Here is a 23,903-nt window from a genome sequence, read left to right on the forward strand (position 1 = left end):
GGCCGGTAACACAGGAGCAATCACCATGAGTCTTCGTGCGCGGACCGTGATACCGGTACTACTGTTCGGCAGCCTGTTGACAGGTTGCGCCACCCACAGCGACGGCACTGCCCCCCTCAATCAACGTACCTGGCCGATCTGCAGCCTTATCGGCGGCCTGGTGGGCGGTGGCCTGGGCGCGATTGAAAGTGGTGGTTGGGCGGCAGGTGGCGCGGCACTCGGTTTGTTGACGGGAGGCTTGATCTGTTACGCGCAGGATGGCGATGAGGACGAAGACGGGGTCTTCGATCGTCGCGATCATTGCCCGGATACCCCGGCCAATACCCCGGTCGACAACAGGGGGTGTCCGATTCCCCAGTACCCGGCCACCGTCAAGCCGGTCGAACCGCAAAGTGAAGTGATCACCCTGAGTGACCAGGGAGAGGTGTTGTTCGCCTTCGATTCCGCGCAATTGACTCCAGCGGCCCAGGAACAATTGGTGGGGTTGATGGATAAACTGAAAAACGCCGACGTACTGAGTATCAAGGTGGTCGGGCATACCGATAGCCAGGGAACAGACGCCTACAACCAGGCGCTCTCCGAACGGCGCGCCAGCAGTGTCGCCGCCTTCCTGCTGGAGCAGGGGCTGACGCCGGACAAACTCACCAGCCAGGGCATGGGCGAAAGCCAGCCTGTGGCCGACAACGCCAGCGAAGAAGGGCGGGCGAAAAATCGTCGGGTTGAACTGGTGATCGGTCGCTGATCGACGGCTGCCGGATGGTCGATTCTCGTCGATCCGGCAGCTAAACAGCCCGGCGCGCAAGAATTTTCACGGACCTCTGGCGCATCCCTCGTGGAAGTCGTTACTGTGCGCGCAAAGAATAATGAAGCACGGGGGAGCGTATGAAAGTGTTTTGGGGGCTGGGCAAGTGTTTGACCCTGATGTTCTGGCTGGTGGTGCTGGTCAATCTTGTAGAACCGCTAATCAACCCGATTGATCTGCTGGTCAATCTGGCGGCCAGCCTGTTGCTGCTGACCCACCTGTTGGAAGTGCTGCTGGTGCACCGCAACCTCAAGGGCCGCCCTCACCCGTGGCGTGATCGCCTGCAAATCCTCCTGTTTGGCATTTTTCACCTGCGGACCCTGTCTGCCCCTACGTCTGGGGAGCATCGCCATGCGTAAACTCTGTTTGCTTGCCGCACTGGTAAGCCCACTGGCCACGGCGCAGGTGGTCAGTGTTGAAAGTCATTCGCTGATGCGTCTGCCCAATACCACCAGCACCTTGCAGCTGGAGCGTCTGGACGTTGCGGACTATGGCACCTTGCTGATCCCCTCGAACGTCACTGAGTTGGACGTGGGTCAGTTACGCCTGGGGCGCGAGGCGCGGATTGCGATTGTTCCCAGTGAGCAGGTCATGCAGTTGAAGGTCGGGCATGCCCAGCTTGCCAGTGGTAGCCAGATTACTTCCCGTGGCGCTCCGGGTACTTACCTCAAGGCCGCTCGCGGCGGGCGTAACCTGAATTTGCGGATTGCGTCGTTGAACGCGCCCGAGTTGTCGGTGGATGCGCGCGGTGGCGCTGGCGCCCCGGGTTATGTGGGGCTCGATGGGGCCAACGGTCAGGAACCCGGTTGCACCTGGGGCGAGGCTGGCCGTGGTGCCGATGGGGATAACGGGGGGGATGGTCGTGCTGGTGCGCCAGGGGCTTTGGTGCGTCTGGAGTTGCCACGTGATTATCCAGAGCAGCAGATCAAGGTGCAGGTTGAGGGTGGCGCCGGAGGAGTGCCGGGGGCTGGAGGTAAACCTGGTGCGGGGGGCAAGGCCAAGGGGTGTCTGGTTTATCGTGCCGATGGTGGTAAGAGCGGGCGGCCTGGGGTGGCCGGGCAGCCAGGGGTAGAGGGAGCGGCTGGGGCTGTCAGTTTGCAGCGGCTGTAGAGAGTGATTGGGGTTTTGTCGGGGGATGCGGGATCTGCAAGTACCGCAAATTACTGTAGGAGCGGGCTTGCCCGCGATGACGACCTGCGCCACATCATCAATCTCGGCAATCCCCTGTAGCAGCTGCCGAGCCCGCGAGGCTGCGTTCGAGGACGCAGTCCCCGCCCCGGCGACCTCAAGATAAAAAGCTTCGGACGAGCTAACGCTCGGCCGGTTGCGCGGTGGTCGCTGGGGGCGTCGGGCTCTGAGTCTTTAAAATGTCGGGCGCGCCGCCGCAATTGCGACCAGCACCAATCCTACAATCAAATTGATTCCCACCAGGCGCCGTATCCCACCCAAGGTGGCGGCGCCGGTCGGCCAGTCTTCGGCCAGGACGGCCTTGCGTAGCTCGGGCAGTTGCAGTGCTTGAATACGAATGAACAATGCAGTCATCACCAGATACAGGCCCATCATGATCTGCACGTAGCGTGGTGCGGTTTCGAAGCCGTTGAAGCGCAGGTGGATCAGGCCGACGCCGCTGATCGGCAGGATCAGCACGGCAATCCAGACCCAGAGAAAAAAGCGCGGGAACACTTCCAGCCACAATTTAAGGCGGGCCGGGCCCTCGAGGGCCTTTCCGGCGGCGGGGCGCAGGACCATCCAGGCGAAAAACATGCCGCCGACCCACACCAGGGCTGCCAGTGTGTGCAGGCTATAAATGAAGGCGAAAAGTGTCATTGGGGTACTCCGTTCTGCGCGGGATTAATTAGCGGGGTATGATAGCGGCCGATCCGAACCACTGAAAATTTATCCAGCGTTTTTTGCGCCCGACAATCCATGATCAGCACTGAACTCAAAACCACGATCCAGGGCGCTTATTCGCGTTTTCTCGAAGCCAAGAGCCTTAAGCCGCGCTACGGCCAGCGCCTGATGATCGCCGAAATTGCCAAAGTCCTGGGTGACATCGACACCGACGACGAAGGCCGGCGCAGTGGCGACCCCGCGATTGTCGCGGTGGAAGCCGGTACCGGTACCGGCAAGACCGTGGCCTACAGCCTGGCGGCGATTCCCACTGCCAAGGCCGCCGGCAAGCGCCTGGTGATTGCCACCGCCACCGTCGCCCTGCAAGAGCAGATCGTCTACAAGGACCTGCCGGACCTGATGCGCAACAGCGGGCTGAATTTCAGCTTTGCCCTGGCCAAGGGCCGGGGTCGCTACATGTGCCTGTCCAAGCTCGACATGCTGCTGCAAGAAGGCCACGCGCAAACCGCCACGGCCCAGCTGTTCGAGGAAGAAGGCTTCAAGATCGAGGTCGATGAGGCCAGTCAGAAGCTGTTCACCAGCATGATCGAGAAACTCGCCGGCAATAAGTGGGACGGCGACCGCGACAGTTGGTCCACCGCCCTGGAAGATGCCGACTGGGCGCGCCTGACCACCGACCACAGCCAGTGCACCAACCGCCATTGCCCCAATTTTGGTCAGTGCGCCTTTTACAAGGCGCGCGAAGGCATGGGCAAGGTCGATGTGATTGTCACTAACCACGACATGGTCCTCGCCGACCTGGCCCTGGGTGGCGGTGCCGTGCTGCCGGACCCGCGTGACACCATCTATGTGTTTGACGAAGGCCACCACCTGCCGGACAAGGCCATCGGCCACTTCGCCCATTACACGCGCCTGCGCTCCACCGCCGACTGGCTGGAAACCACCGCCAAGAATCTCACCAAGTTGCTCGCCCAGCACCCGTTGCCCGGCGACTTGGGCAAGCTGATCGAGCAAGTGCCGGAGCTGGCGCGTGAGATCAAGACCCAGCAGCAGTTCATGTTCAGTGCCTGCGAGCAAGTAGCCGACTTCAAGCCCGGCGAAGACGTCGAAGGCCGTGAGCGCCCGCGTCATCGGTTTGTCGGTGGGGTGATTCCCGAGCACATGCGCGAGATGGGCATCGAACTGAAGAAGGGCTTTGCCCGCCTGACCGATGTCTTCACCCGGCTCACGGAGCTGCTCAAGGAAGGTATGGACGGCGAGGTCAACATTGGTATCGCCAGCAACCAGGCGGAAGAATGGTACCCGCTGTTTGGCAGCCTGCTGTCTCGCTCCCAGGGCAACTGGGAATTGTGGACCGCCTTTACCGCCGAAGACCCGGAAGACAACCCGCCCATGGCGCGCTGGCTGACCTTGGCCGAAAGCGGTTCGCTGTTCGATATCGAGGTCAATGCCAGCCCGATCCTGGCTGCGGAAATGCTCCGGCGCAACCTCTGGAATATCGCCTACGGTGCCTTGGTGACCTCGGCCACCCTGACCGCCCTCGGCACCTTCGATCGCTTCCGCATGCGTGCCGGCCTGCCGAAAAAAGCCGTGACGGCGGTCGTGCCGAGCCCGTTTCACCATGCCGATGCCGGTGTGCTGCGGGTTCCCGACCTGCGTGCCGACCCGCGTGACGCCCCGGCGCACACTGCGGCGATCATCCGCGACCTGCCGGAACTGGTGGAAGGCTCGCGTGGCACCCTGGTGCTGTTTTCCTCGCGCAAACAGATGCAGGACGTGTTCGACGGCCTCGACCGCGACTGGCGCAAGCAAGTGTTCATTCAAGGCAACCTGTCGAAGCAGGAAACCCTGAACAAGCACAAGGCGCGGGTCGATGGTGGCGACTCCAGCGTGCTGTTCGGCCTGGCCAGTTTTGCCGAAGGTGTCGACTTGCCGGGGGCCTATTGCGAGCACGTGGTGATCGCCAAGATCCCGTTCTCGGTTCCCGATGACCCGGTGGAAGCCGCACTGGCCGAATGGATCGAAGCGCGGGGCGGCAACCCGTTCATGGAAATCTCTGTGCCGGACGCCTCGCTCAAGCTGGTCCAGGCTTGCGGTCGCCTGCTGCGCACCGAAGAAGACCGCGGCACCATCACCTTGCTTGACCGGCGCCTGGTCACGCAGCGTTACGGAAAGGCGATCCTCAACGCCTTGCCACCGTTCCGTCGCGAAATATCTTGAGACAGGGTGGGCGGAAACGCCCACTTCGTTGTCTATCTCCTATCACCGATTTCACACTGGCCCTAGGGAGAACCTGGTTCATATGATTCGCCGCTCGTTACCCGCTGTTTTTGCCTTGATGTTCGCTGCGCCTCTGCTGGCGGCACCCGCCGGGCAGCAGACGCTGTTCAACTTTGTCCGGCCTGCCGATGTGGTCCAGGTGACGACACAGGATGCCAGTCTGCCGCAATCCAACGCGGAGCAAACGGCCGAGGGCGAAGTGCTGCGGCGTGTGACGTTCAACCCGACGGCGCAACCAAGCCTGCGCCTGACCCCGCAAACCGGGGCCTGGGACTGGTCGCAATCGGGGGTCATGAGCCTGCGCCTGCAGAGCGCGATGAACTGGGCTGTGACGCTTTACGTCAAGATCCAGAGCAACGACGGTAAAACCCTGGTCAGCCGCGTCGACCTGCCTGCCGGACCGGCGCAAACCCTGTTGGTGCCGCTCAAGCCCAGCTCGCCCCTGAGCCAAGGCATGAAGGCCGGCCCGCCGATGCCAATGACCGTCGATGGTCAGCGGATCCTGCTGGCCAGCAGCGAGGGTGAGCTGGACCCGGCCCAGGTAGTGTCGGTCACTCTGTCGATGGATCAGCCGAAAGTGGCCCAGAGCATCCTGATCGAGCGCTTTGGCGTGCAGGACGGCGCGGCGGTCACCCAGGCGGTCTACGGTTCCCTGGTGGATGCCTATGGACAGTCGAGCCGGGCGAAATGGCCGGAAAAGATCGCCACCGACGAGCAGCTCAAGGCGGCCGCCGCCAAGGAACAGCAGCAATTGAGTGGCTGGCTGGCCCAGCGCGAGCGCTCGGCCCTGGACACCTTCGGTGGCTTGAACAAGGGCCCGGCCTTCAAGGCCAGCGGCTTTTTTCGCACCGAGAAACGCGGCGGGCGCTGGTACCTGGTGACACCACAAGGTCACCCGTTCTACTCCCTGGGGGTCAACACGGTCACTGCAGACGCCAGCCAGACTTACGTCGCCGGTCGCGAGGGCATGTTCGAAGTATTGCCGGGCAACGACCAGCCGCTGGCCGTGCATTACGGTGAGGGCGATAACCGCGGCGGCAATGGCGTCGATCGCGGGCGTGCCTTCAATGGTGGTCGCTGGTATGACTTTTATGGCGCCAACCTGCAACGCACCTACGGTCAGCCTTGTGTCGCCGGCACCCCGGCGAAGGTTGCCGAGACCGGCGCCGAAGCGCCCGTCGCGCCGTGCGCACCTTATGCCTTCGATGAAAAACGCTGGGCCGGGCACACCCTGGATCGCCTGCAGGCGTGGGGCTTCAACACCCTGGGCAACTGGAGCGAGCCGGCTCTGGGCCACAGCGCACGAATGCCCTACACCTTGCCGTTGTCGATCGTCGGCGATTACACCAGCATCAGTACCGGGAACGACTGGTGGGGCGGCATGCCCGACCCGTTCGACCCGCGTTTTGCCATGGCCACCGAACGTGCAGTGGCCATTGCCGCACGCGATCATCGGGATGATCCCTGGTTGATCGGCTACTTTGCGGACAACGAGCTGGCCTGGGCCGGTCCCGGTGACGATCCCAAGGCGCGTTATGCCCTGGCGTATGGCACGTTGAAAATGACCACCGACGTGCCGGCCAAACGCGCCTTCCTCAAGCAGTTGCGCGACAAGTACCGCAATCAGGCCGGCCTGTCGAAGGCCTGGGGCATCGACCTGCCAGCCTGGGAATTGATGGAAGACCCGGGGTTTGTGCCGCCGGTACCCAATCCCGAGCATCCGGAAATCGAAGCTGACTTCAAATACTTCCAGAAGGTCTTTGCCGACACCTACTTCAAGACCATTTCCGATTCGTTGAAATGGCATGCGCCGAACCACCTGCTGCTCGGCGGCCGGTTTGCCGTCAGTACGCCCGAAGCGGTGGCGTCCTGTGCACAGTATTGCGATGTGCTGAGCTTCAACCTGTACACGCTCAAGCCCCAGGACGGCTATGACTTCAGCCAGTTGCAGGCGCTGGACAAGCCGGTGCTGATCACTGAGTTCAACTTCGGTTCACGGGATCGCGGCCCATTCTGGGGTGGGGTAACGGAGCTGGCGAGGGAGGAGGAGCGGGGACCGGCGTATGCCAACTTCGTCAAACAGGCGCTCAGCGAGCCGTCGATTGTCGGGGTGCACTGGTTCCAGTACCTCGATCAACCGGTGACCGGGCGTTTGCTGGATGGCGAAAACGGACATTTTGGTCTGGTGGGGATCACCGATATTCCGTTTCAAGGTTTTGTCGACAGTGTGCGCAAGGCCAATCTGCAGGCCGTCGATCAGCTCGCCAAGGCGGGCGAACAAGCCCGACTGGCCGCCGAGAAAGCCGGCAATGCGGGTGACAAACCCGAGGGCGAAAAGCCTGCTCACGAGCCGCAGGGCGCGGGGCAGGGCGGCCACACCGGTGGGCATTCGGGTAATGGCCATTAATCGCTGAAACAACCCCTTTAAACCAGCGACCGCCCAGCCCGAGCGGGTTCCCAAAACCCTCAAGGGCTGGAACAATGCGCTAACGATTCGAGATGTTTCTCCGGGGAGTGGTGGGTGCAGATTCAGGGTCATTACGAGCTTCAATTCGAAGCAGTACGCGAAGCCTTCGCGGCACTGTTCGATAACTCCCAGGAACGCGGCGCGGCATTGTGCATCCAGATCGGTGGCGAAACCGTCCTCGACCTGTGGGCGGGCACGGCCGACAAGGACGGCAGTCAGGCATGGCACAGTGATACCATCGCCAATCTGTTTTCCTGCACCAAGACCTTTACCGCCGTGACCGCCCTGCAACTGGTTGCCGAGGGCAAGCTGCAACTCGATGCGCCGGTGGCACGCTACTGGCCCGAGTTCGCCGCCGCCGGCAAGGAAGCGGTGACCTTGCGCCAGTTGTTGTGTCATCAGGCAGGCCTGCCGGCTCTGCGTGAGTTGCTGGCACCCGAAGCGCTCTACGACTGGCAGACCATGGTGGAGGCCCTGGCGGCCGAAGCTCCTTGGTGGACGCCGGGTGAAGGCCATGGTTATGCGGCAATCACCTATGGCTGGCTGGTGGGTGAACTGTTGCGTCGGGCCGATGGCCGCGGTCCGGGCGAATCGATCGTCGCGCGGGTGGCACGCCCCTTGGGGCTGGATTTCCATGTCGGCCTGGCCGATGCAGAGTTCCATCGGGTGGCGCACATCGCACGGGGCAAAGGCAACGTCGGCGATGCGGTCGCCCAGCGCCTGTTGCAGGTCACTTTGCGCGAGCCAACAGCCATGAGCACCCGGGCGTTTACCAATCCGCCCTCGATCATGACCAGCACCAACAAGCCAGAGTGGCGACGAATGCAACAGCCGGCGGCCAATGGCCACGGCAATGCCCGCAGCCTGGCCGGCTTCTACAGTGGACTGCTGGATGGCAGCCTGCTGGAAAGTGACATGCTCCAGGAACTGACGCGCGAGCACAGCCTGGGCGAGGACAAGACACTACTGACCCGGACGCGTTTTGGCCTGGGTTGTATGCTGGATCAGCCGGACGTACCCAACGCCACCTTCGGCCTCGGCCCTCGGGCTTTTGGTCATCCTGGGGCGGGGGGATCCGTCGGGTTTGCTGATCCCGAGCACGATGTGGCCTTCGGTTTTGTCACCAATACCCTGGGCCCTTACGTGTTGATGGACCCGCGTGCGCAGAAGCTGGTGCGGGTTCTCGGCGATTGTCTGTAAAAAGGTGGTTGCCAGGCATTTTTCTGATAAAAGATGCCACCAAGTCATGGAATGGAACCCTGTGGCTTTTCATGTTGCACAGCGTCTGTTTATACGGGTCGCAGACCCACAGCTTTTTATCTCATTTTGTGGATATCCCATGTCACCGAACAAATTTTTAGCCTTGGCCCTGTGTCTCAGCATCACCGGTTGTGCACAAACCCCACAAAGTGACGCAGACGGTGGCCCTTGGTGGTCATTCGGTTCCGGTTCCGACAAGGTCGCGGACAAGGGCACCGCCAAGCCGGACGCCAAGGTCGATGCCAAAGCGGCGCCAGCAGCACCTGCCGACAAGACTGTCGCTGCCGCCCCGGCAACCCCGGCTCCCGTGGCCAAGGCCCAGGACAGTGGCAGTAGCTGGTGGCCGTTCTCCTCCAAGGAGAGCACCACCAAAGCCGCCGTCGATAGCAAAACCGCCGCACCTGTGGTGCCGCTCACGGCGACCAGCGCTGCCGCCGCAGCGGCCAAGGCCGACTCCGAGAGCAAATGGTGGTGGCCGTTCAGCGACCAGACCAAGGCTGTGACCAAGGCGGACATCAAGGATGTACCGATGCCTGACCCGAAAATCACCCAGGCCTGGCTGGACGACTACGAGCCGCGCCTGCGCAGTGCTATTCAGGACAAGCGCCTGCAGGTAGAGCGTCGCGAGAACATCTTGGTAGTGATCGTTCCGGTGGATGAAGCATTCAACCCGAAACGCCCGGCCATGCTGTTGCCTTCGACCCTCGGCCCGTTCACTCGGATTGCCAAGCTGGTGGAATCCGACACCAAGACTTCGGTCCTGGTGCTCGGCCACGGCGACTCTTCGGGCGCAGCCCCGGCGACCCAGACCCTGAGCAAGGAGCGTGCGACTTCGGTGGCCTCGATCTTCAGCCTCGGTGGCATGAAGCGTGATCGCCTGATGTTGCGTGGCATGGGTGACCTGATGCCGCGTGCAGCGAATGACAGTATCCAGGGACGCGCCTTGAACCGACGTGTCGAGATCGTGCTGACCCAGCGCACCACCATGCTGGCCCTGCTGAGCAAGTACAGCTCGCCGACCCCGCCGGTGGCCGAGATGGTCGCGATCCAGGACGCCAAACCTGCCAGCGTTGCCCTGGCCGATAAAAAAGCTACGGCAGCGAAAAAAGCTGTACCGGCGAAAAAGACCACCGCCAAGAAAGCCGCACCGGCTAAAAAGCAGCCAGCCAAGACCCCGACCCCGGCGAAAAAACCGGTGCCGGCCAAAGCTGCTGCAAACTGATCGACCCAGCACAAGGAAAACGCCGTGACCCAGGCTCTGGCTGATATGCGCCGCGACTACACCCGCGATGGTTTGACCGAGGCCCAGGCCCCGGCCGAACCCTTCGCCCTGTTTCATCAGTGGTTTGCCGAGGCGGTGAAAACCGAACAGCCTCCGGTCGAGGCCAATGCCATGACCGTGGCCACTGTTGATGCGCAGGGTCGTCCGCATTGCCGGATCCTGTTGCTCAAGGGCCTGGATGAGCAAGGCTTTACCTTCTTCACCAACTACCAGAGTGCCAAGGGCCAGCAGTTGGCGGCCAACCCCTATGCCGCCATGACCTTCTTCTGGCCGGCCCTGGAGCGCCAGGTGCGCATCGAGGGGCGGGTGGTCAAGGTCACGCCGCAGGAGTCCGATGCCTATTACCAGGTGCGGCCATTGGGCAGTCGCCTGGGGGCGTGGGCTTCCCCGCAGAGTCGAGTGATCGCCGATCGTGCTGAGCTTGAAGGATTGCTCAAGGCTACCGAGCAGCGCTTTCGCGATAGCCAGCCCGATTGCCCGGAGCATTGGGGCGGCTATCGCCTGTTGCCCGAGCGCATCGAGTTCTGGCAGGGGCGTGCCAGTCGTCTTCACGATCGCTTGAACTACCGTCTGCAAGACGGTAGTTGGAGTCGTGAACGTCTAGCGCCCTGAGCAGTCTACCGGGCAGGATAGGTGGCTGCGGCCGCCTCCAGCCACTGCGCCAGGTCGCGGCGTTTGATGCGTTGCTGCCGGGCACGGTCCAGTTGCTGCAGCATGAACTGCTTTTTCTGTTCGTCATTACCCGCCAATGACAGCGCCAGGTCGCGGTCCATCCAGCGCTTGATTCGCACGTACAGCCACCAGTGGAAGTACAGGCCGGCGACCGTGGTGACGACAATGATGAAGTAATCCATGGAAATCCTTTAGGGATGACGCAATTTTTCAGAATGGCCGCTACTGTGTGATGACCTCGCAGACGCCGCTGTACCGCGCCTGAATGAAACCAATTTTATCCGGGCGGCGCCGTGACAGGCGTCAAGCTGCGGAGTTTAATGAATACCTGTCCTTTGGAGTTGATGTTATGCGTAAGTCTGTTCTGCTGGTTGCTACCTTTTCCACGATGGCGATGTTGCTCACGGGTTGCCAGTCCAGCCTGACCGGTGACTCCTACTCCCGTGACGAAGCGCGTCGCGTGCAGACCGTGCGCATGGGCACCATCGAGTCCCTGCGTCCGGTGAAAATCGAAGGCACCAAGACCCCTATCGGCGGCCTGGCTGGCGCGGCGGTGGGTGGTGTCGGTGGCAGTGCGATTGGTGGTGGCAAAGGCAGTATCGTTGCCGCGGTCATTGGTGCGGTAGCGGGTGGCTTGATCGGTTCGGCCACTGAAGAAGGCCTGACCCGTACCCAGGGTGTGGAAATCACCGTGCGTGAAGACGACGGCAGCATGCGTGCCTATGTGCAGCAGGTTCAGGAAAACGAAGTGTTCCGTGTGGGTGAGCGTGTACGCATCTCCACCGTCGACGGCACCAGCCGCGTATCGCACTAAGTTCCAACCGTTAAAACTAAACCCCGATCAGGCAACTGATCGGGGTTTTGTTTTTCTGGCTTTTAATCGGCTGGCTAGGCAGCCTGTGCCGGGTTCTTGCGGCTCGCTACCACCATCACGGCATAGCCGATCAGGGCGGCGAACAGCGAACCGGTGAGGATACCCATGCGGTCCATGCCGGCGTACGCGCTGCTGCCCGCCTCAAAGGCCAGGGAGCCGACGAACAGGCTCATGGTGAAGCCGATCCCGCAGAGAATCGCCACACCCAGGACCTGGCCCCAGTTGGCGCCGGCGGGTAGGGCAGCAATACCGGATTTAACCGCCAGCCAGGTCAGGCCGAACACACCGACGGTTTTCCCCAGCAGCAGGCCGATGGCGATGCCCATCGGCACCATGTGGGTGAAGCTCTCGACGGTGACGCCGCTCAGCGACAGGCCGGCGTTGGCAAACGCGAACAGCGGCAGGATGCCGTAGGCGACCCACGGATGCAGTGCATGTTCCAGGCTCAGAGAGGGCGAGGGCTCGGCATTTTTGGTGCGCAACGGGATGCAGAACGCCAGTGTCACCCCGGCCAGCGTGGCGTGGACACCACTCTTGAGCACGCAGACCCAGAGGATCAGGCCGATGATCATGTACGGGCCCAGCTTGACCACCCCCAGGCGATTCATCGCCACCAGCGCGGCAATACATGCGCCCGCCAGCATCAACGACAGGGTCGAGAGCGCGCCCGAGTAGAAGATCGCAATGATGATGATCGCGCCCAGGTCATCGATGATGGCCAGGGTCATCAGGAACAGCTTCAGCGACACCGGTACACGCTTACCCAGCAAGGCCAGTACGCCCAGGGCGAAGGCAATGTCGGTGGCGGTCGGAATCGCCCAACCATTCAGGGCCGGCGGGTTGTCGCGGTTGAGGAACCAGTAGATCAGCGCTGGCACCAGCATGCCACCGACGGCGGCGGCACCTGGGAGGACGATCTGCGAAGGTTTGGACAGGTGACCATCGAGGACTTCACGCTTGACCTCAAGGCCTATCAGCAGGAAGAACAGGGCCATCAGGCCGTCGTTGATCCACAGCAACAGCGGCTTGGCGATTTTCAAGGCGCCGATCTGGGCCACCACGGGGGTGTCCAGCAAGCCGGTGTAGAGCCAGGACAGCGGTGAGTTGTTGATGATCAGGGCCAGGACTGCAGCGGCAATCAATAACAGACCGCTGGCAGCTTCCAACTGAAAGAAACGAGTGAAAGTGCTACGCAGAGGCAAGGTCGCTCTCCATCTATAGATTCAAAAGGTGGCACACCCTAACCTGTGCGGTTAGTTGTTAAAACAAAAGTTATATTCTTTTTTGTTATATGCCGTTACAACCCAAGCTGCACACAGCCTAGCAGTTGGCTGGCGTATTGAACCCCAGCTGTACCTGTGCGTTATGTAGGTTTTTTCCTAAGCTTAAGAATTGGCCTGTTGTCACCCTCAGGTTTCCTTCCGCCGTCATTGATTCCACGAGTAACCCACCATGAGCGACAGCCGCCAATGGGCCCGCGAAGCCATCCGCATCATCGAAGCCGACTTCCAGCGCAGTGCCGATACCCACCTGATCCCGTTGCCGTTGGCGGGGTTGCCGGGCATCGAACTGTACTTCAAGGATGAATCCAGCCATCCCACCGGCAGCCTCAAGCATCGGCTGGCCCGCTCGCTGTTCCTATATGCGCTGTGTAATGGCTGGCTCAAGCCGGGCGCCCCGGTGATCGAGGCGTCCAGCGGTTCGACGGCGATCTCCGAGGCCTACTTCGCTCGACTGCTGGGACTGCCGTTCATTGCGGTGATGCCGGCCAGCACTTCCCGGGAAAAGATCGCGCAAATCGAGTTCTACGGCGGCAAGAGCCACCTGGTGCAGGACCCGACGCAGATCTATGCCGAGTCCGAGCGCCTGGCCCGTGAGCACGATGGGCACTTCATCGATCAGTTCACCTACGCCGAGCGCGCCACCGATTGGCGGGCCAACAACAACATCGCCGAGTCGATCTTTCAGCAGATGCGTTTCGAGCGGCATCCGGAACCCAGTTGGCTGATTTCCAGCCCCGGCACCGGCGGCACCACCGCGACCCTGGGGCGCTACGTGCGTTACCGGCAGCACGCCACCCGGGTGCTCTGTGCCGATGCCGAGCGTTCGGTGTTCTTTGACTATTACCTGAGTGGCGATGCGAGCCTGCGCCTGGAGTGTGGTTCGCGTATCGAAGGCATCGGTCGGCCGCGGGTCGAGGCGTCGTTCCTGCCGAAGGTGATCGATGCGATGGTCAAGGTGCCGGACGCCTTGTCACTGGCGGCCATGCATTACCTGGCGCAACGCTTGGGTCGCAACGTCGGCGGTTCCAGTGGGACTAACCTGATTGGCGCGTTGATGGCGGCCCAGCAGATGGTCGCGGCGGGGGAGAGTGGGTCGATCGTGGCCATTCTGTGTGACGGCGGCGAGCGTTATGCAACCACCTACTACGATCAGGACTGGCTGAAGGCCCAGGGTTACGAGTTGAGTGGCTTGATCGCGGCCGTTGCGGCCAGCGTCGAGCGGGGTGAGGCACTGCCGGCCAGTGTGTTGCGCGCAAACATCTGACACAACGACTTGGTGGGAGCGAGTAATCCCGCTCCCACCAGGTGTTTAAGCTTCGATGCCCAGGATATCCCGAGCCACGGCTTCAGCAATGCGAATCCCATCGACGCCGGCCGAGAGAATCCCACCCGCGTAGCCAGCGCCTTCACCGGCCGGGAACAGGCCCTTGACGTTCAGGCTCTGCATCGACTCGTTACGGGTGATGCGCAGGGGCGACGAGGTGCGGGTTTCGATCCCGGTCAGCACCGCGTCATGCAACGAGTAGCCGCGAATCTGCTTCTCGAATGCCGGCAGGGCTTCGCGGATGGCTTCGATGGCAAAGGCCGGCAATGCCAGCGCCAGGTCACCCAGGGCCACCCCAGGTTTGTAGGAAGGTTCGACGCTGCCCAGCGCGGTCGACGGCTTGCCGGCAATGAAGTCGCCGACCAGTTGCGCCGGTGCCTCGTAGTTGCTGCCGCCGAGCACAAAGGCGTGGGACTCCAGTTGCTCCTGCAACTCGATACCAGCCAGCGGGCCACCCGGGTAGTCCACTTCCGGGGTAATACCCACGACAATCCCGGAGTTGGCGTTGCGCTCGTTACGCGAGTACTGGCTCATGCCGTTGGTGACTACACGATTGGGCTCGGAGGTAGCTGCTACCACCGTACCGCCTGGGCACATGCAGAAGCTGTAGACCGAGCGACCGTTCTTGGCGTGGTGCACCAGTTTGTAGTCGGCGGCGCCGAGTTTCGGGTGACCGGCGTACTTGCCCAGGCGCGCACTGTCGATCAGCGATTGCGGGTGCTCGATGCGGAAGCCCACGGAGAACGGCTTGGCCTCCATGTACACGCCGCGGCCGTGGAGCATACGGAAGGTGTCGCGGGCACTGTGGCCCAGCGCCAGGATCACGTGGCGGGAGTTGATCTGCTCGCCGCTGGCCAGTTCGACGCCGGTCAGTTGGCCGTCTTCGATCAGCACGTCGGTGACCCGTTGCTGGAAGCGCACTTCGCCACCCAGGGCCCGAATCTGCTCACGCATGTTTTCCACGACACCCGTCAGGCGGAACGTACCGATGTGCGGCTTGCTGACGTAGAGGATTTCATCCGGCGCGCCGGCCTTGACGAACTCGTGCAGGACTTTGCGGCCGTGGTGCTTGGGATCCTTGATCTGGCTGTACAGCTTGCCGTCGGAAAACGTACCGGCACCGCCTTCGCCGAACTGCACGTTCGACTCGGGGTTGAGCACGCTTTTGCGCCACAGGCCCCAGGTGTCCTTGGTGCGCTGGCGAACTTCGGTGCCACGCTCGAGGATGATCGGTTTGAAGCCCATCTGGGCCAGCAACAGCCCGGCGAAAATCCCGCAGGGACCAAAACCGACTACCACCGGGCGCTCGCTCAGGTCTTGCGGGGCGTGGCCCACGACCTTGTAGCTGACATCCGGGGCGGGATTGACGTTACGGTCATCGGCGAACGCCTGCAACACCTTGGCCTCGTCCCGCAGGCTCAGGTCAATGGTGTAGATGAAGCACAGTTCGGAGGACTTTTTGCGCGCATCGTAGCTGCGCTTGAACAAGGTGAAATCGAGCAGGTCATCACTGGCGATGCCCAGGCGCTGCACGATGGCAGGGCGCAGGTCTTCTTCGGGATGGTCGATTGGCAGCTTGAGTTCGGTGATTCGTAACATGTCGGTATCCGGTTCGCGGGCGCACCAATGCGCCAAGGCGTTGCAAACCGCAGATTATAAGCCTCAACCGGGATTTCCAGTGAGGCTAAAACAACAGCTCGTCGCATCAGTCGCTGCGTGAGCCGCCAAAATAGGCGCAGCCACGTTGTACCTGATCGTTAACCCGCAACTCGGCGCTCATGAACTGGACGCTGGGGCGGCTCGGGTCGACGCAGCGTTGGGGAGCGATCCACAGTTCGACGCGTTGGTTATTGGCTTCGCTGCTGAGGTGAAAGCGCCCGTCACCCAATTGTTCTTCCAGGTAGGGCAGGACCAGGGCCGGTTGTCCAGCGCGCTCGACCAGCATGCCCTTGCCACTGATCTTGACGCTCCAGTTGGGCGTATTGCCGCCGGCCTGCAGGATCAGTTTCTGGAAGTCTGGACTGTTGCAGGCACTCGTCGAGCGTTCCAGGCGATAGAGCTGCTGGACATCCAGTTGCGCCTGGCCGTCCGTAACTTTTGCCGAGGGTACCCGGCCACGCAGATCGGCGAATACCTGGTGCTGGGTCCCGGCCAGTGTGGCGGCCTCTTGCATGACGCTGGTGCTGCCGCTGTCATGCACGGCATACAGGGTGTTGCCCTGGCAGGGCTTGAACACCAGCTTGCCGTTGGCCATGCCGAGCTCGCCCTGCATGCGGGTCAGGCCAGCGGTGGAGGGCGCCTGGGGCGAGCTCTCGAGCAACTGGCAACCGGCAAACAGCGGGAGCAGGGCGACAAACATCAGGGAACGGGCAGCACGCATCGTTGGGTCTCCAGGCAGGTGCCGACACGTTACGCAGGCTGCCCGTTCATCACAAGGGCTGTCAGCCGACGTGGAAGGTCTGCCCGGTCTGCAAACCTTCCACGCTCTTGGCATAGGCCAGCCCGACATCGGCGCCGGCCACCGGTTTGTAGCCCCGGAAGTAGGGCGCATAGCTGCCCATGGCCTCTACCAGCACCGTAGGGCTGACCGAATTGACGCGTAAGCCACGGGGCAGTTCGATGGCGGCGGCCCGCACGAAACTGTCCAGTGCACCGTTGACCAGTGCCGCCGATGCGCCGCTGCGGATCGGGTCGTGGCTGAGGACGCCGCTGGTGAAGGTGAACGAAGCGCCATCGTTGGCAAACTCACGGCCGATCAGCAGCAGATTGACCTGGCCCATCAACTTGTCTTGCAGGCCCAGGGCGAAACTTTGCGCGTCCATCTCGGCCAGGGGCGCGAAGGTCACGTTGCCAGCGGCGCAGACCAGGGCATCGAACTTTCCGGTCTTGCCGAACAGCTCGCGAATCGAGGCGCTGTCGCTGATGTCGACCTGGAAATCGCCACTGCTGCGGCCGATGCGAATGATCTCGTGACGTGCCGACAGCTCTTTGTCGACTGCCGAACCCACGGTGCCGCTGGCGCCAATCAATAGAATTTTCATCGTGCTGTTTCCTCAAGGGGTGAACGAGGTTTCAGTCTAGAGTGGTTTTTTGCTCGGATAAGCGTGCTAATAGGCAACCTTTGGTTTTCAAATGGAAACAATCCATGAGTGAAATGGATGACCTGGCGGCATTCGCCGTGCTGATCGAAGCCGGTAGTTTCACGTTGGCGGCGCAGCGCCTGGGCTGCAGCAAGGGCCAACTGTCCAAGCGCATCAGCCAGTTGGAAGCGCGATTCAGTGTGGTATTGCTGCAGCGCACCACGCGCCGGCTGAGTCTGACCGCGGCCGGTGCGGCGTTGCTGCCCCAGGCCCAGGCACTGGTGGTGCAGGTGGAGCGCGCACGCCAGGCGTTAGCGCGCCTGAAGGACGACATGGCCGGCCCAGTGCGGATCACCGTGCCAGTGTCATTGGGGGAGACGTTTTTTGATGGCTTGTTGCTGGAGTTTTCTCGCCAGTACCCGCAGGTGCAGATCGAGCTGGAGCTGAACAACAGTTACCGCGACCTGTCTCGCGACGGCTTCGACCTGGCGATCCGCTCCGAGGTCGCCAATGACGAGCGACTGGTGGCCAAGCCGCTGCTGGCCTGGCACGAAATGACCTGCGCCAGCCCGGCCTACCTCGAGCAGTTCGGTGAGCCCCAGGCCCCCCAAGCGTTGGCCGACCACCGCTGTCTGCTCAACAGCCACTACAGCGGCCGCGAAGAATGGCTGTATCACCAGCAGCACGAATTGCTGCGGGTACGGGTATCCGGGCCGTTCGCCAGCAACCACTACAACCTGTTGAAAAAAGCCGCCTTGGCTGGCGCCGGGATTGCGCGCCTGCCGTCCTACCTGTTGCAGGCGGAATTGGCTGACGGCCGTTTGCGCTGGTTGCTGCGTGACTACCAGACCCGCAGCATGCCGATGTATCTGGTGCACCCGTATCAAGGTGGCTTGCCCAGGCGTACCCAGGTCCTGGCCGATCACCTGATCGGTTGGTTCAAGCGCAGTGGGGAGGCGCTGGACCGCCTGTAATCAGTTGTCTGGCGCATAAAAAAAACGGCCCGAAGGCCGTTTTCTCTTGACTGCCAGGGCTTAGCCGCCCAGATACGCTTCGCGCACCTTGGGGTCGGTCAGCAGGGCTTCACCAGTGCCTTGCATGACCACCCGGCCGTTCTCCAGAACGTAGGCACGGTCGGCGATTTTTAATGCCTGGTTGGCGTTCTGCTCCACCAGGAACACCGTCACACCGTCCTTGCGCAGTTGTTCGATGATATCGAAGATCTGCTGGATGATGATCGGGGCCAGACCCAGCGACGGCTCGTCGAGCAGCAGCAGCTTGGGTTTGCTCATCAGCGCCCGGCCGATGGCGAGCATTTGCTGCTCGCCGCCAGACATGGTGCCGCCGCGTTGGGCAAAGCGTTCCTTCAGACGTGGGAAAAGCCCCAGGACTTTGTCCATTTGCTCCTGGTAATCGCCCTTGTCGGTGAAGAATCCGCCCATGGCGAGGTTCTCCTCCACCGTCAGGCGGGAAAACACCCGACGACCTTCCGGCACCACGGCAATGCTCTTGCGCATGATCTGCGCCGAGGTCTGCCCCACGAGTTCTTCACCCAGGTAGCGGATGCTGCCACTGTGAGCCTGCGGCGAGCCGCAGAGGGTCATCAGCAGGGTCGACTTGCCGGCGCCGTTGGCACCGATCAGGGTGACGATTTCGCCCTGGCGGATTTCCACGTTGACACTGTGCAGGGCCTGGATCTTGCCGTAGAAGGTGGAAACGTTATCGAATTGCAGCATTTACGCTTCCCCCAGGTAGGCTTTGATCACTTCAGGATTGTCACGGATCTGTTCCGGCGTGCCGTCGGCCAGCGGTGTGCCCTGGTTGATCACGACGATGTGGTCGGAAATGCTCATGACCAGTTTCATGTCGTGCTCGATCAGCAACACGGTGACGTTGTGTTCTTCACGCAGGACGCTGATCAGCGCCTTGAGGTCTTCGGTTTCCTTGGGGTTCAGGCCGGCGGCCGGTTCGTCGAGCATGAGGATCCGTGGACGGGTCATCATGCAGCGGGCGATTTCCAGGCGCCGTTGCTGACCGTAGGCCAGGGTGCCGGCGGTACGGTTGGCGAACTCCTTGAGGTTGACCTTCTCCAGCCAGTACTCGGCAAACTCCATGGCCTCGCGTTCGCTTTTGCGGAACGACGGGGTCTTGAACAGGCCGGCCAGGAAGTTGGTGTTCAGGTGACGGTGTTGCGCGATCAAGAGGTTCTCGACCGCGGTCATGTCCTTGAACAACCGCACGTTCTGGAACGTACGCACCACGCCTTTGAGGGCAATCTTGTGGCCGGGCAGGCCTTCGATCGGCTCGCCGTCCAGCAGGATGCTGCCGCCGCTCGGCTTGTAGAAACCGGTGAGGCAGTTGAACACGGTGGTCTTGCCAGCGCCGTTGGGACCGATCAGGGCCACGACCTGTTTTTCCTTGACGGTCAGGGCCACGCCGTTGACCGCCAGCAGGCCGCCGAAGCGCATGCTCAGATTTTCGACTTTGAGGATCTCACGGCTCATTTTCGCAGCTCCATGTGAGGACGTTGCATGGGCAGCAGGCCTTGAGGACGCCAGATCATCATCAGCACCATCAAGGCGCCGAACATCAACATGCGGTACTCGCTGAACTCACGCATCATTTCCGGCAGCAGGATCATCACCACGGCGGCAAGAATCACCCCCAGTTGCGAGCCCATGCCACCCAATACGACGATGGCGAGAATGATCGCCGACTCGATGAAGGTGAAGGACTCCGGTGTGACCAGACCCTGACGGGCAGCAAAGAAGCTCCCGGCAAAACCGGCAAAGCTGGCACCCAGGGTGAAGGCCGACAGCTTGATGACCGTGGGGTTGAGACCCAGGGCACGGCAGGCGATTTCGTCTTCACGCAGGGCTTCCCAGGCACGGCCGATCGGCATGCGCAGCAAGCGGTTGATCACGAACAACGCACCGAGGGCCAGCAACAGGGCAACCAGGTAGAGGAAGATCACCTTGTTGATCGAGTTGTACGGCAGGCCGAAGTACTCGTGGAACGTCTGCAGCCCTTCGGCGGCCTTACGTTCGAAAGTCAGGCCGAAGAACGTAGGCTTCTCGATGTTGCTGATGCCGTTCGGGCCGCCGGTGAGGTCGGTCAGGTTGCGCAGGAACAGGCGGATGATCTCGCCAAAACCCAGGGTCACGATCGCCAGGTAGTCACCGCGCAAGCGCAGTACCGGGAAACCGAGCAGGAAGCCGAAGGTGGCCGCCATCAAGCCGGCGATAGGCAGGCAGATCCAGAAGCTCAGGCCGTAGTAATGCGACAGCAGCGCATAACTGTAGGCGCCGACGGCGTAGAAGCCGACGTAACCCAGGTCGAGCAGGCCGGCCAGGCCGACCACGATGTTCAGGCCCAGGCCGAGCATCACATAGATCAGGATCAGGGTGGCGATATCCACCGCCCCGCGCGAGCCGAAGAACGGCCAGACCAGGGCGCCGACGATCAGGGCCAGGATGATCCAGCGCTGAGTGGTGGGCAGGGTCAGGAAGTTGCTGGCCTTGGCCGGGATCAGCGGCATGTTTGGCGAGGATTTCCACGCCGCGCTGATCTGGTGGCTGAACAGGACCCGCAAAAACATCAGGACCGAACACAGGGCGATGGTCGCCAGGATGGCCGGGCTGGTGTTGTGGACTTCCAGGTTGATGCCGACGATGGTCAGTTTCAGACCCAGTACCGGGTAGGCCACGGCCCACACCAGCAAGGCGCTGAACAGCGCCGATTTAAGATTCCTAGTCATACTTTCTCAACCTCCGGACGGCCCAGAATGCCGGTCGGACGGAACAACAGCACCAGAACCAACAAGCCGAATGCCACGACGTCCTTGTACTGGTCGCCGAAGATGTCAGCACCGAATGCTTCAGCCACACCCAGCACCAGACCGCCAAGCATGGCGCCCGGAATACTGCCGATGCCGCCCAGTACCGCGGCGGTGAAGGCCTTGAGCCCGACCAGGAAGCCGGCGTTCGGGTTGATCACACCGTATTGCATGCTCAGCAGGACGGCCGCGATCGCCGCCAGTGCAGCACCGATGATGAAGGTCAGGGCAATGATGTTGTTGGTGTTGATACCCAGCAGGTTGGCCATCTTGATGTCTTCGGCGCAGGCGCGGCAGGCACGACCGAGGCGCGAACGTGAGATGAACATCGTCAGGCCAAGCATGGCCACCAGCGTCACCACGAACACCACGATCTGCATGTAGGAAATCATTACTTCCGATGCACCGCCTGGCCCGATGGAGAAGTTGCCCGGGATCAGGTTGGGAATGGACTTGTCCTTGGAGTCTTGCGCCAGCAGAACCGTGTTCTGCAGGAAGATCGACATGCCGATGGCGGAAATCAGCGGAATCAGACGGTTACTGCCACGCAATGGGCGGTAGGCGATCCGTTCGATGCTGTAGCCGTAGGCACTGGTAACGACGATGCTCGCGATGAAGGCTGCGGTCATCAACAACGGGACGCTGTCGAGTCCCATCATGGCCAGCCCGGCGATGGCGATGAACGCCACGTAGGAACCGATCATGTAGACCTCGCCGTGGGCGAAGTTGATCATTCCAATGATGCCGTAAACCATCGTATAGCCGATGGCGATCAGGGCATACGTGCTGCCAACGGTCAGACCGTTAACCAGCTGTTGGAAAAAGTGATAGAGGTCAGGCATTACAACGCTCCTAAAAACCTGATACGCATTTCACTGGTGGAGTCATTTTCCCGCTCGAGCCCCGAGGATCTGCATCCTCTTCGGGCATGAGGTTTGCCAGCGAACCGCTGATGACGGTTTTGAGATTTTCAGGTGGGGAGGCTTGCGGATCACGCAGGCGCGGCCCATACATTCGTAAAACAAAGCCCACGGCACGCCGTGGGCTTTGTTGGCAGTCAGTCAGGCAAGGCCTTACTGAGGCGAAACTTCGGTTTTAGGTTTACCGAAGTGCCACTGGTAGACCACGAACTTGAAGTCTTTCAGGTCGCCCTTGGCGTCGAAGCTCAGGTCGCCAGTCGGGGTTTTGAAAGTACCGGCGTGGATGGCTTCTGCCACCTTGGCCGCGTCTTCGCTCTTGGCTGCAGTGATGCCGCCGGCGATGACTTCAACAGCCGAGTACGCCGGGAACACGAACGGGCCGCTCGGGTCTTCTTTCTTGGCCTTGAATGCATCAGCCAGGGCAACGTTGGCCGGGTCCTGGTCGAAGGACTTCGGCAGGGTTACCAGCAGGCCTTCGGAAGCGTCCTTGGCGATCTGTGAGATGGAGTCGTTACCCACGCCTTCCGGACCCATGAACTTGGCTTTCAGGCCTTTTTCCTGGGATTGACGCAGGATCAGGCCCAGCTCCGGGTGGTAGCCGCCGTAGTAGACGAAGTCGACGTTGGCTTGCTTGAGCTTGGCGATCATCGAGGAGAAGTCTTTGTCGCCGGCGTTGATGCCTTCGAACACGGCAACCTTGACGCCTTTCTTCTCGAGGGTTTGCTTGACGGCGGTGGCGATGCCTTCACCGTATTGCTGTTTGTCGTGCAGGACGGCAACGATTTTCGGTTTGACGTGATCGGCAATGTAGTTACCGGCGGCAGGGCCCTGGGCGCTGTCGAGGCCGATGGTACGGAAGACCATTTTGTAACCACGGGCGGTGATGTCCGGGCTGGTGGCAGCCGGGGTGATCATGATCACGCCTTCGTCTTCGTAGATGTCGGAAGCCGGTTGAGTGGAGCTGGAGCACAGGTGACCGACCACGAACTTGACGCCATCGTTGACGACTTTGTTGGCAACGGCCACGGCTTGTTTTGGATCGCAGGCGTCATCGTATTCAACGGCTTCGAGTTTCTTGCCGTTGACGCCGCCTTTGGCGTTGATTTGTTCGATGGCCATTTTGGCGCCACTGAACTGCATGTCGCCGTATTGGGCTACAGGGCCGGTTTTAGGGCCGGCAATGCCGATCTTGATGGTGTCAGCTGCGAACGAATGGCTGGCAACCCCGGCCAGAACCATAGCGGCAAACAGTTTGGAAATCTGCTTAGTAGCCTTATTCATAGTGCTCCACTCTTACTGTTGTAATTTTTATAGTTCTGGCGGCCTGAGGCGCAGAACCGGTAGATGACCTAAGTCTCTCGCGGAAATGCCCCTGGCAACTGTACCGGTACAGTGTAGAGCGCCGGTTGTTCGCTTGAAAAGCTGGCTGCTGGGGGCAAAACCTGGTGGTGTCGCTTTATTGAAAGAAAAAGACAGAATAACGCCATGGCTTTGGCCGGCTTATAGCTGAATCAGCAGCATTGCCTGGGCGTTCCGGTACTTTTCGTTCGATGACGCATTTGAATCCGGGTTTTTCTGCCAGAGCACCAACGTTATGATTGCGTCGATTTCATTTGCGGACAGGACCCATGACTCAAGAACCTAGCACCCTCTATGCCAAGCTGCTTGGTGAAACTGCATCTATTACCTGGAAGGAACTGGAACCGTTCTTTGCCAAGGGCGCCCTATTGTGGGTCGATCCTGGCCTGGATTTGATCGCCGCTGCCGAGGCGGTGGCGCAGGACGAAGGCGAGAAAGTGGCTGCCTGGCTGGCCGCCGACCAGCTCGCGAAGCTGTCTGAAACGCGGGCGCTGGATCTTTTCGAGCGCGATCCAGAACTGTGGGCCGTGGTGGTTTCACCGTGGATTCTGATCCAGGAAAGGGCGCCGGTTTAACGCAGTGCACCCGTTTGGTGCGAAGGCTCCTCCAAGTAA

23 protein-coding genes are annotated in these 23,903 nt (G+C 61.3%); 12 read left to right on the plus strand and 11 right to left on the minus strand.

What is annotated here, in order from left to right; genetic code table 11:
- Positions 1 to 25: 25 nt before the first annotated feature.
- The 3 genes from PspS04_RS05735 (at position 26) to PspS04_RS05745 (ending at position 1,912) form a co-directional block, all read left to right on the plus strand.
- Complete coding sequence (locus tag PspS04_RS05735; protein ID WP_095166949.1) at positions 26 to 742, plus strand: OmpA family protein; 717 nt, start codon at positions 26 to 28, stop codon at positions 740 to 742.
- Positions 743 to 882: 140 nt separating this feature from the next.
- Positions 883 to 1,161: a DUF1145 domain-containing protein gene (locus PspS04_RS05740; protein WP_095166951.1), complete on the plus strand. Its 279-nt coding sequence runs from the start codon at positions 883 to 885 to the stop codon at positions 1,159 to 1,161.
- Positions 1,154 to 1,912: a collagen-like protein gene (locus PspS04_RS05745; protein ID WP_159994095.1), complete on the plus strand. Its 759-nt coding sequence runs from the start codon at positions 1,154 to 1,156 to the stop codon at positions 1,910 to 1,912. Before PspS04_RS05740 ends, PspS04_RS05745 begins: the two co-directional genes overlap by 8 nt.
- Before the next feature lie 252 nt (positions 1,913 to 2,164).
- On the opposite strand, the gene PspS04_RS05750 is transcribed toward PspS04_RS05745, so the two are convergent.
- Positions 2,165 to 2,629: a CopD family protein gene (locus PspS04_RS05750; protein ID WP_159994097.1), complete on the minus strand. Its 465-nt coding sequence runs from the start codon at positions 2,627 to 2,629 to the stop codon at positions 2,165 to 2,167.
- A gap of 99 nt (positions 2,630 to 2,728) precedes the next feature.
- Here PspS04_RS05750 and dinG point away from each other — a divergent pair, with 99 nt between their 5' ends.
- The 5 genes from dinG (at position 2,729) to pdxH (ending at position 10,554) form a co-directional block, all read left to right on the plus strand.
- Positions 2,729 to 4,873, plus strand: a complete 2,145-nt coding sequence (gene dinG, locus PspS04_RS05755; protein WP_095166957.1) for an ATP-dependent DNA helicase DinG — start codon at positions 2,729 to 2,731, stop codon at positions 4,871 to 4,873.
- Between the two features lie 82 nt (positions 4,874 to 4,955).
- Positions 4,956 to 7,340, plus strand: coding sequence for a beta-galactosidase (locus tag PspS04_RS05760; RefSeq protein WP_159994099.1), 2,385 nt, complete (start codon positions 4,956 to 4,958; stop codon positions 7,338 to 7,340).
- Between the two features lie 114 nt (positions 7,341 to 7,454).
- Positions 7,455 to 8,600: a serine hydrolase domain-containing protein gene (locus PspS04_RS05765; protein WP_159994101.1), complete on the plus strand. Its 1,146-nt coding sequence runs from the start codon at positions 7,455 to 7,457 to the stop codon at positions 8,598 to 8,600.
- A gap of 139 nt (positions 8,601 to 8,739) precedes the next feature.
- Positions 8,740 to 9,882: an OmpA family protein gene (locus PspS04_RS05770; protein WP_159994103.1), complete on the plus strand. Its 1,143-nt coding sequence runs from the start codon at positions 8,740 to 8,742 to the stop codon at positions 9,880 to 9,882.
- A gap of 24 nt (positions 9,883 to 9,906) precedes the next feature.
- Positions 9,907 to 10,554, plus strand: coding sequence for a pyridoxamine 5'-phosphate oxidase (pdxH, locus tag PspS04_RS05775; protein WP_095166962.1), 648 nt, complete (start codon positions 9,907 to 9,909; stop codon positions 10,552 to 10,554).
- A gap of 5 nt (positions 10,555 to 10,559) precedes the next feature.
- On the opposite strand, the gene PspS04_RS05780 is transcribed toward pdxH, so the two are convergent.
- Entirely contained in the window at positions 10,560 to 10,796 is a 237-nt protein-coding gene (locus PspS04_RS05780; protein WP_159994105.1) for a hypothetical protein, read from the minus strand.
- A gap of 167 nt (positions 10,797 to 10,963) precedes the next feature.
- Between PspS04_RS05780 and PspS04_RS05785 the strand changes: the two genes are divergently transcribed.
- Positions 10,964 to 11,428 (plus strand): glycine zipper 2TM domain-containing protein, encoded by a 465-nt coding sequence (locus PspS04_RS05785; protein ID WP_095166966.1) that lies wholly within the window; start codon positions 10,964 to 10,966, stop codon positions 11,426 to 11,428.
- Positions 11,429 to 11,502: 74 nt separating this feature from the next.
- Here PspS04_RS05785 and nhaA read toward each other — a convergent pair whose 3' ends face one another.
- Positions 11,503 to 12,690: a Na+/H+ antiporter NhaA gene (gene nhaA, locus PspS04_RS05790; protein WP_159994107.1), complete on the minus strand. Its 1,188-nt coding sequence runs from the start codon at positions 12,688 to 12,690 to the stop codon at positions 11,503 to 11,505.
- A 250-nt stretch (positions 12,691 to 12,940) separates the two neighbouring features.
- Between nhaA and PspS04_RS05795 the strand changes: the two genes are divergently transcribed.
- Positions 12,941 to 14,035, plus strand: coding sequence for a PLP-dependent cysteine synthase family protein (locus PspS04_RS05795; protein ID WP_159994109.1), 1,095 nt, complete (start codon positions 12,941 to 12,943; stop codon positions 14,033 to 14,035).
- 45 nt (positions 14,036 to 14,080) lie between these two features.
- Here PspS04_RS05795 and PspS04_RS05800 read toward each other — a convergent pair whose 3' ends face one another.
- The 3 genes from PspS04_RS05800 to PspS04_RS05810 form a co-directional block, all read right to left on the minus strand.
- Complete coding sequence (locus PspS04_RS05800; RefSeq protein WP_159994111.1) at positions 14,081 to 15,694, minus strand: NAD(P)/FAD-dependent oxidoreductase; 1,614 nt, start codon at positions 15,692 to 15,694, stop codon at positions 14,081 to 14,083.
- Positions 15,695 to 15,800: 106 nt separating this feature from the next.
- Entirely contained in the window at positions 15,801 to 16,475 is a 675-nt protein-coding gene (locus PspS04_RS05805; RefSeq protein ID WP_159994113.1) for a hypothetical protein, read from the minus strand.
- A gap of 61 nt (positions 16,476 to 16,536) precedes the next feature.
- Complete coding sequence (locus tag PspS04_RS05810) at positions 16,537 to 17,136, minus strand: short chain dehydrogenase (protein WP_095166978.1); 600 nt, start codon at positions 17,134 to 17,136, stop codon at positions 16,537 to 16,539.
- A gap of 104 nt (positions 17,137 to 17,240) precedes the next feature.
- Between PspS04_RS05810 and PspS04_RS05815 the strand changes: the two genes are divergently transcribed.
- Entirely contained in the window at positions 17,241 to 18,149 is a 909-nt protein-coding gene (locus PspS04_RS05815; protein WP_095166980.1) for a LysR family transcriptional regulator, read from the plus strand.
- 60 nt (positions 18,150 to 18,209) lie between these two features.
- On the opposite strand, the gene PspS04_RS05820 is transcribed toward PspS04_RS05815, so the two are convergent.
- From PspS04_RS05820 to PspS04_RS05840, 5 genes are all read right to left on the minus strand, one after another.
- Positions 18,210 to 18,911 (minus strand): ABC transporter ATP-binding protein, encoded by a 702-nt coding sequence (locus PspS04_RS05820; RefSeq protein WP_095166982.1) that lies wholly within the window; start codon positions 18,909 to 18,911, stop codon positions 18,210 to 18,212.
- Positions 18,912 to 19,679, minus strand: coding sequence for a high-affinity branched-chain amino acid ABC transporter ATP-binding protein LivG (gene livG / locus PspS04_RS05825; protein WP_095166984.1), 768 nt, complete (start codon positions 19,677 to 19,679; stop codon positions 18,912 to 18,914).
- Positions 19,676 to 20,932: a high-affinity branched-chain amino acid ABC transporter permease LivM gene (locus PspS04_RS05830; protein ID WP_095166986.1), complete on the minus strand. Its 1,257-nt coding sequence runs from the start codon at positions 20,930 to 20,932 to the stop codon at positions 19,676 to 19,678. The genes livG and PspS04_RS05830 overlap by 4 nt, the downstream gene beginning before the upstream one ends.
- Positions 20,929 to 21,852: a high-affinity branched-chain amino acid ABC transporter permease LivH gene (gene livH, locus PspS04_RS05835; RefSeq protein ID WP_095166988.1), complete on the minus strand. Its 924-nt coding sequence runs from the start codon at positions 21,850 to 21,852 to the stop codon at positions 20,929 to 20,931. Before livH ends, PspS04_RS05830 begins: the two co-directional genes overlap by 4 nt.
- 231 nt (positions 21,853 to 22,083) lie before the next feature.
- Entirely contained in the window at positions 22,084 to 23,211 is a 1,128-nt protein-coding gene (locus PspS04_RS05840; protein WP_095166990.1) for a branched-chain amino acid ABC transporter substrate-binding protein, read from the minus strand.
- Positions 23,212 to 23,558: 347 nt separating this feature from the next.
- On the opposite strand from PspS04_RS05840, the gene PspS04_RS05845 reads away from it, so the two are divergent.
- Positions 23,559 to 23,864, plus strand: coding sequence for a DUF2288 domain-containing protein (locus PspS04_RS05845; RefSeq protein WP_095166992.1), 306 nt, complete (start codon positions 23,559 to 23,561; stop codon positions 23,862 to 23,864).
- The last annotated feature ends 39 nt before the right edge of the window (positions 23,865 to 23,903 follow it).

The sequence above is a fragment of the Pseudomonas sp. S04 genome (genome assembly GCF_009834545.1).
In the GTDB taxonomy this organism is placed as follows: Bacteria; Pseudomonadota; Gammaproteobacteria; order Pseudomonadales; family Pseudomonadaceae; genus Aquipseudomonas.

Coding starts and splice junctions, on each gene's coding strand:
- livG (WP_095166984.1), bottom strand. CDS start 19,679: ATGAGCCGTGAGATCCTCAAAGTCGAAAATCTGAGCATGCGCTTCGGC.
- PspS04_RS05740 (WP_095166951.1), top strand. CDS start 883: ATGAAAGTGTTTTGGGGGCTGGGCAAGTGTTTGACCCTGATGTTCTGG.
- PspS04_RS05805 (WP_159994113.1), bottom strand. CDS start 16,475: ATGCGTGCTGCCCGTTCCCTGATGTTTGTCGCCCTGCTCCCGCTGTTT.
- PspS04_RS05830 (WP_095166986.1), bottom strand. CDS start 20,932: ATGACTAGGAATCTTAAATCGGCGCTGTTCAGCGCCTTGCTGGTGTGG.
- PspS04_RS05785 (WP_095166966.1), top strand. CDS start 10,964: ATGCGTAAGTCTGTTCTGCTGGTTGCTACCTTTTCCACGATGGCGATG.
- PspS04_RS05810 (WP_095166978.1), bottom strand. CDS start 17,136: ATGAAAATTCTATTGATTGGCGCCAGCGGCACCGTGGGTTCGGCAGTC.
- PspS04_RS05800 (WP_159994111.1), bottom strand. CDS start 15,694: ATGTTACGAATCACCGAACTCAAGCTGCCAATCGACCATCCCGAAGAA.
- PspS04_RS05845 (WP_095166992.1), top strand. CDS start 23,559: ATGACTCAAGAACCTAGCACCCTCTATGCCAAGCTGCTTGGTGAAACT.
- PspS04_RS05795 (WP_159994109.1), top strand. CDS start 12,941: ATGAGCGACAGCCGCCAATGGGCCCGCGAAGCCATCCGCATCATCGAA.
- PspS04_RS05770 (WP_159994103.1), top strand. CDS start 8,740: ATGTCACCGAACAAATTTTTAGCCTTGGCCCTGTGTCTCAGCATCACC.
- PspS04_RS05760 (WP_159994099.1), top strand. CDS start 4,956: ATGATTCGCCGCTCGTTACCCGCTGTTTTTGCCTTGATGTTCGCTGCG.
- PspS04_RS05780 (WP_159994105.1), bottom strand. CDS start 10,796: ATGGATTACTTCATCATTGTCGTCACCACGGTCGCCGGCCTGTACTTC.
- dinG (WP_095166957.1), top strand. CDS start 2,729: ATGATCAGCACTGAACTCAAAACCACGATCCAGGGCGCTTATTCGCGT.
- PspS04_RS05820 (WP_095166982.1), bottom strand. CDS start 18,911: ATGCTGCAATTCGATAACGTTTCCACCTTCTACGGCAAGATCCAGGCC.
- PspS04_RS05745 (WP_159994095.1), top strand. CDS start 1,154: ATGCGTAAACTCTGTTTGCTTGCCGCACTGGTAAGCCCACTGGCCACG.
- PspS04_RS05840 (WP_095166990.1), bottom strand. CDS start 23,211: ATGAATAAGGCTACTAAGCAGATTTCCAAACTGTTTGCCGCTATGGTT.
- PspS04_RS05815 (WP_095166980.1), top strand. CDS start 17,241: ATGAGTGAAATGGATGACCTGGCGGCATTCGCCGTGCTGATCGAAGCC.
- livH (WP_095166988.1), bottom strand. CDS start 21,852: ATGCCTGACCTCTATCACTTTTTCCAACAGCTGGTTAACGGTCTGACC.
- PspS04_RS05735 (WP_095166949.1), top strand. CDS start 26: ATGAGTCTTCGTGCGCGGACCGTGATACCGGTACTACTGTTCGGCAGC.
- PspS04_RS05750 (WP_159994097.1), bottom strand. CDS start 2,629: ATGACACTTTTCGCCTTCATTTATAGCCTGCACACACTGGCAGCCCTG.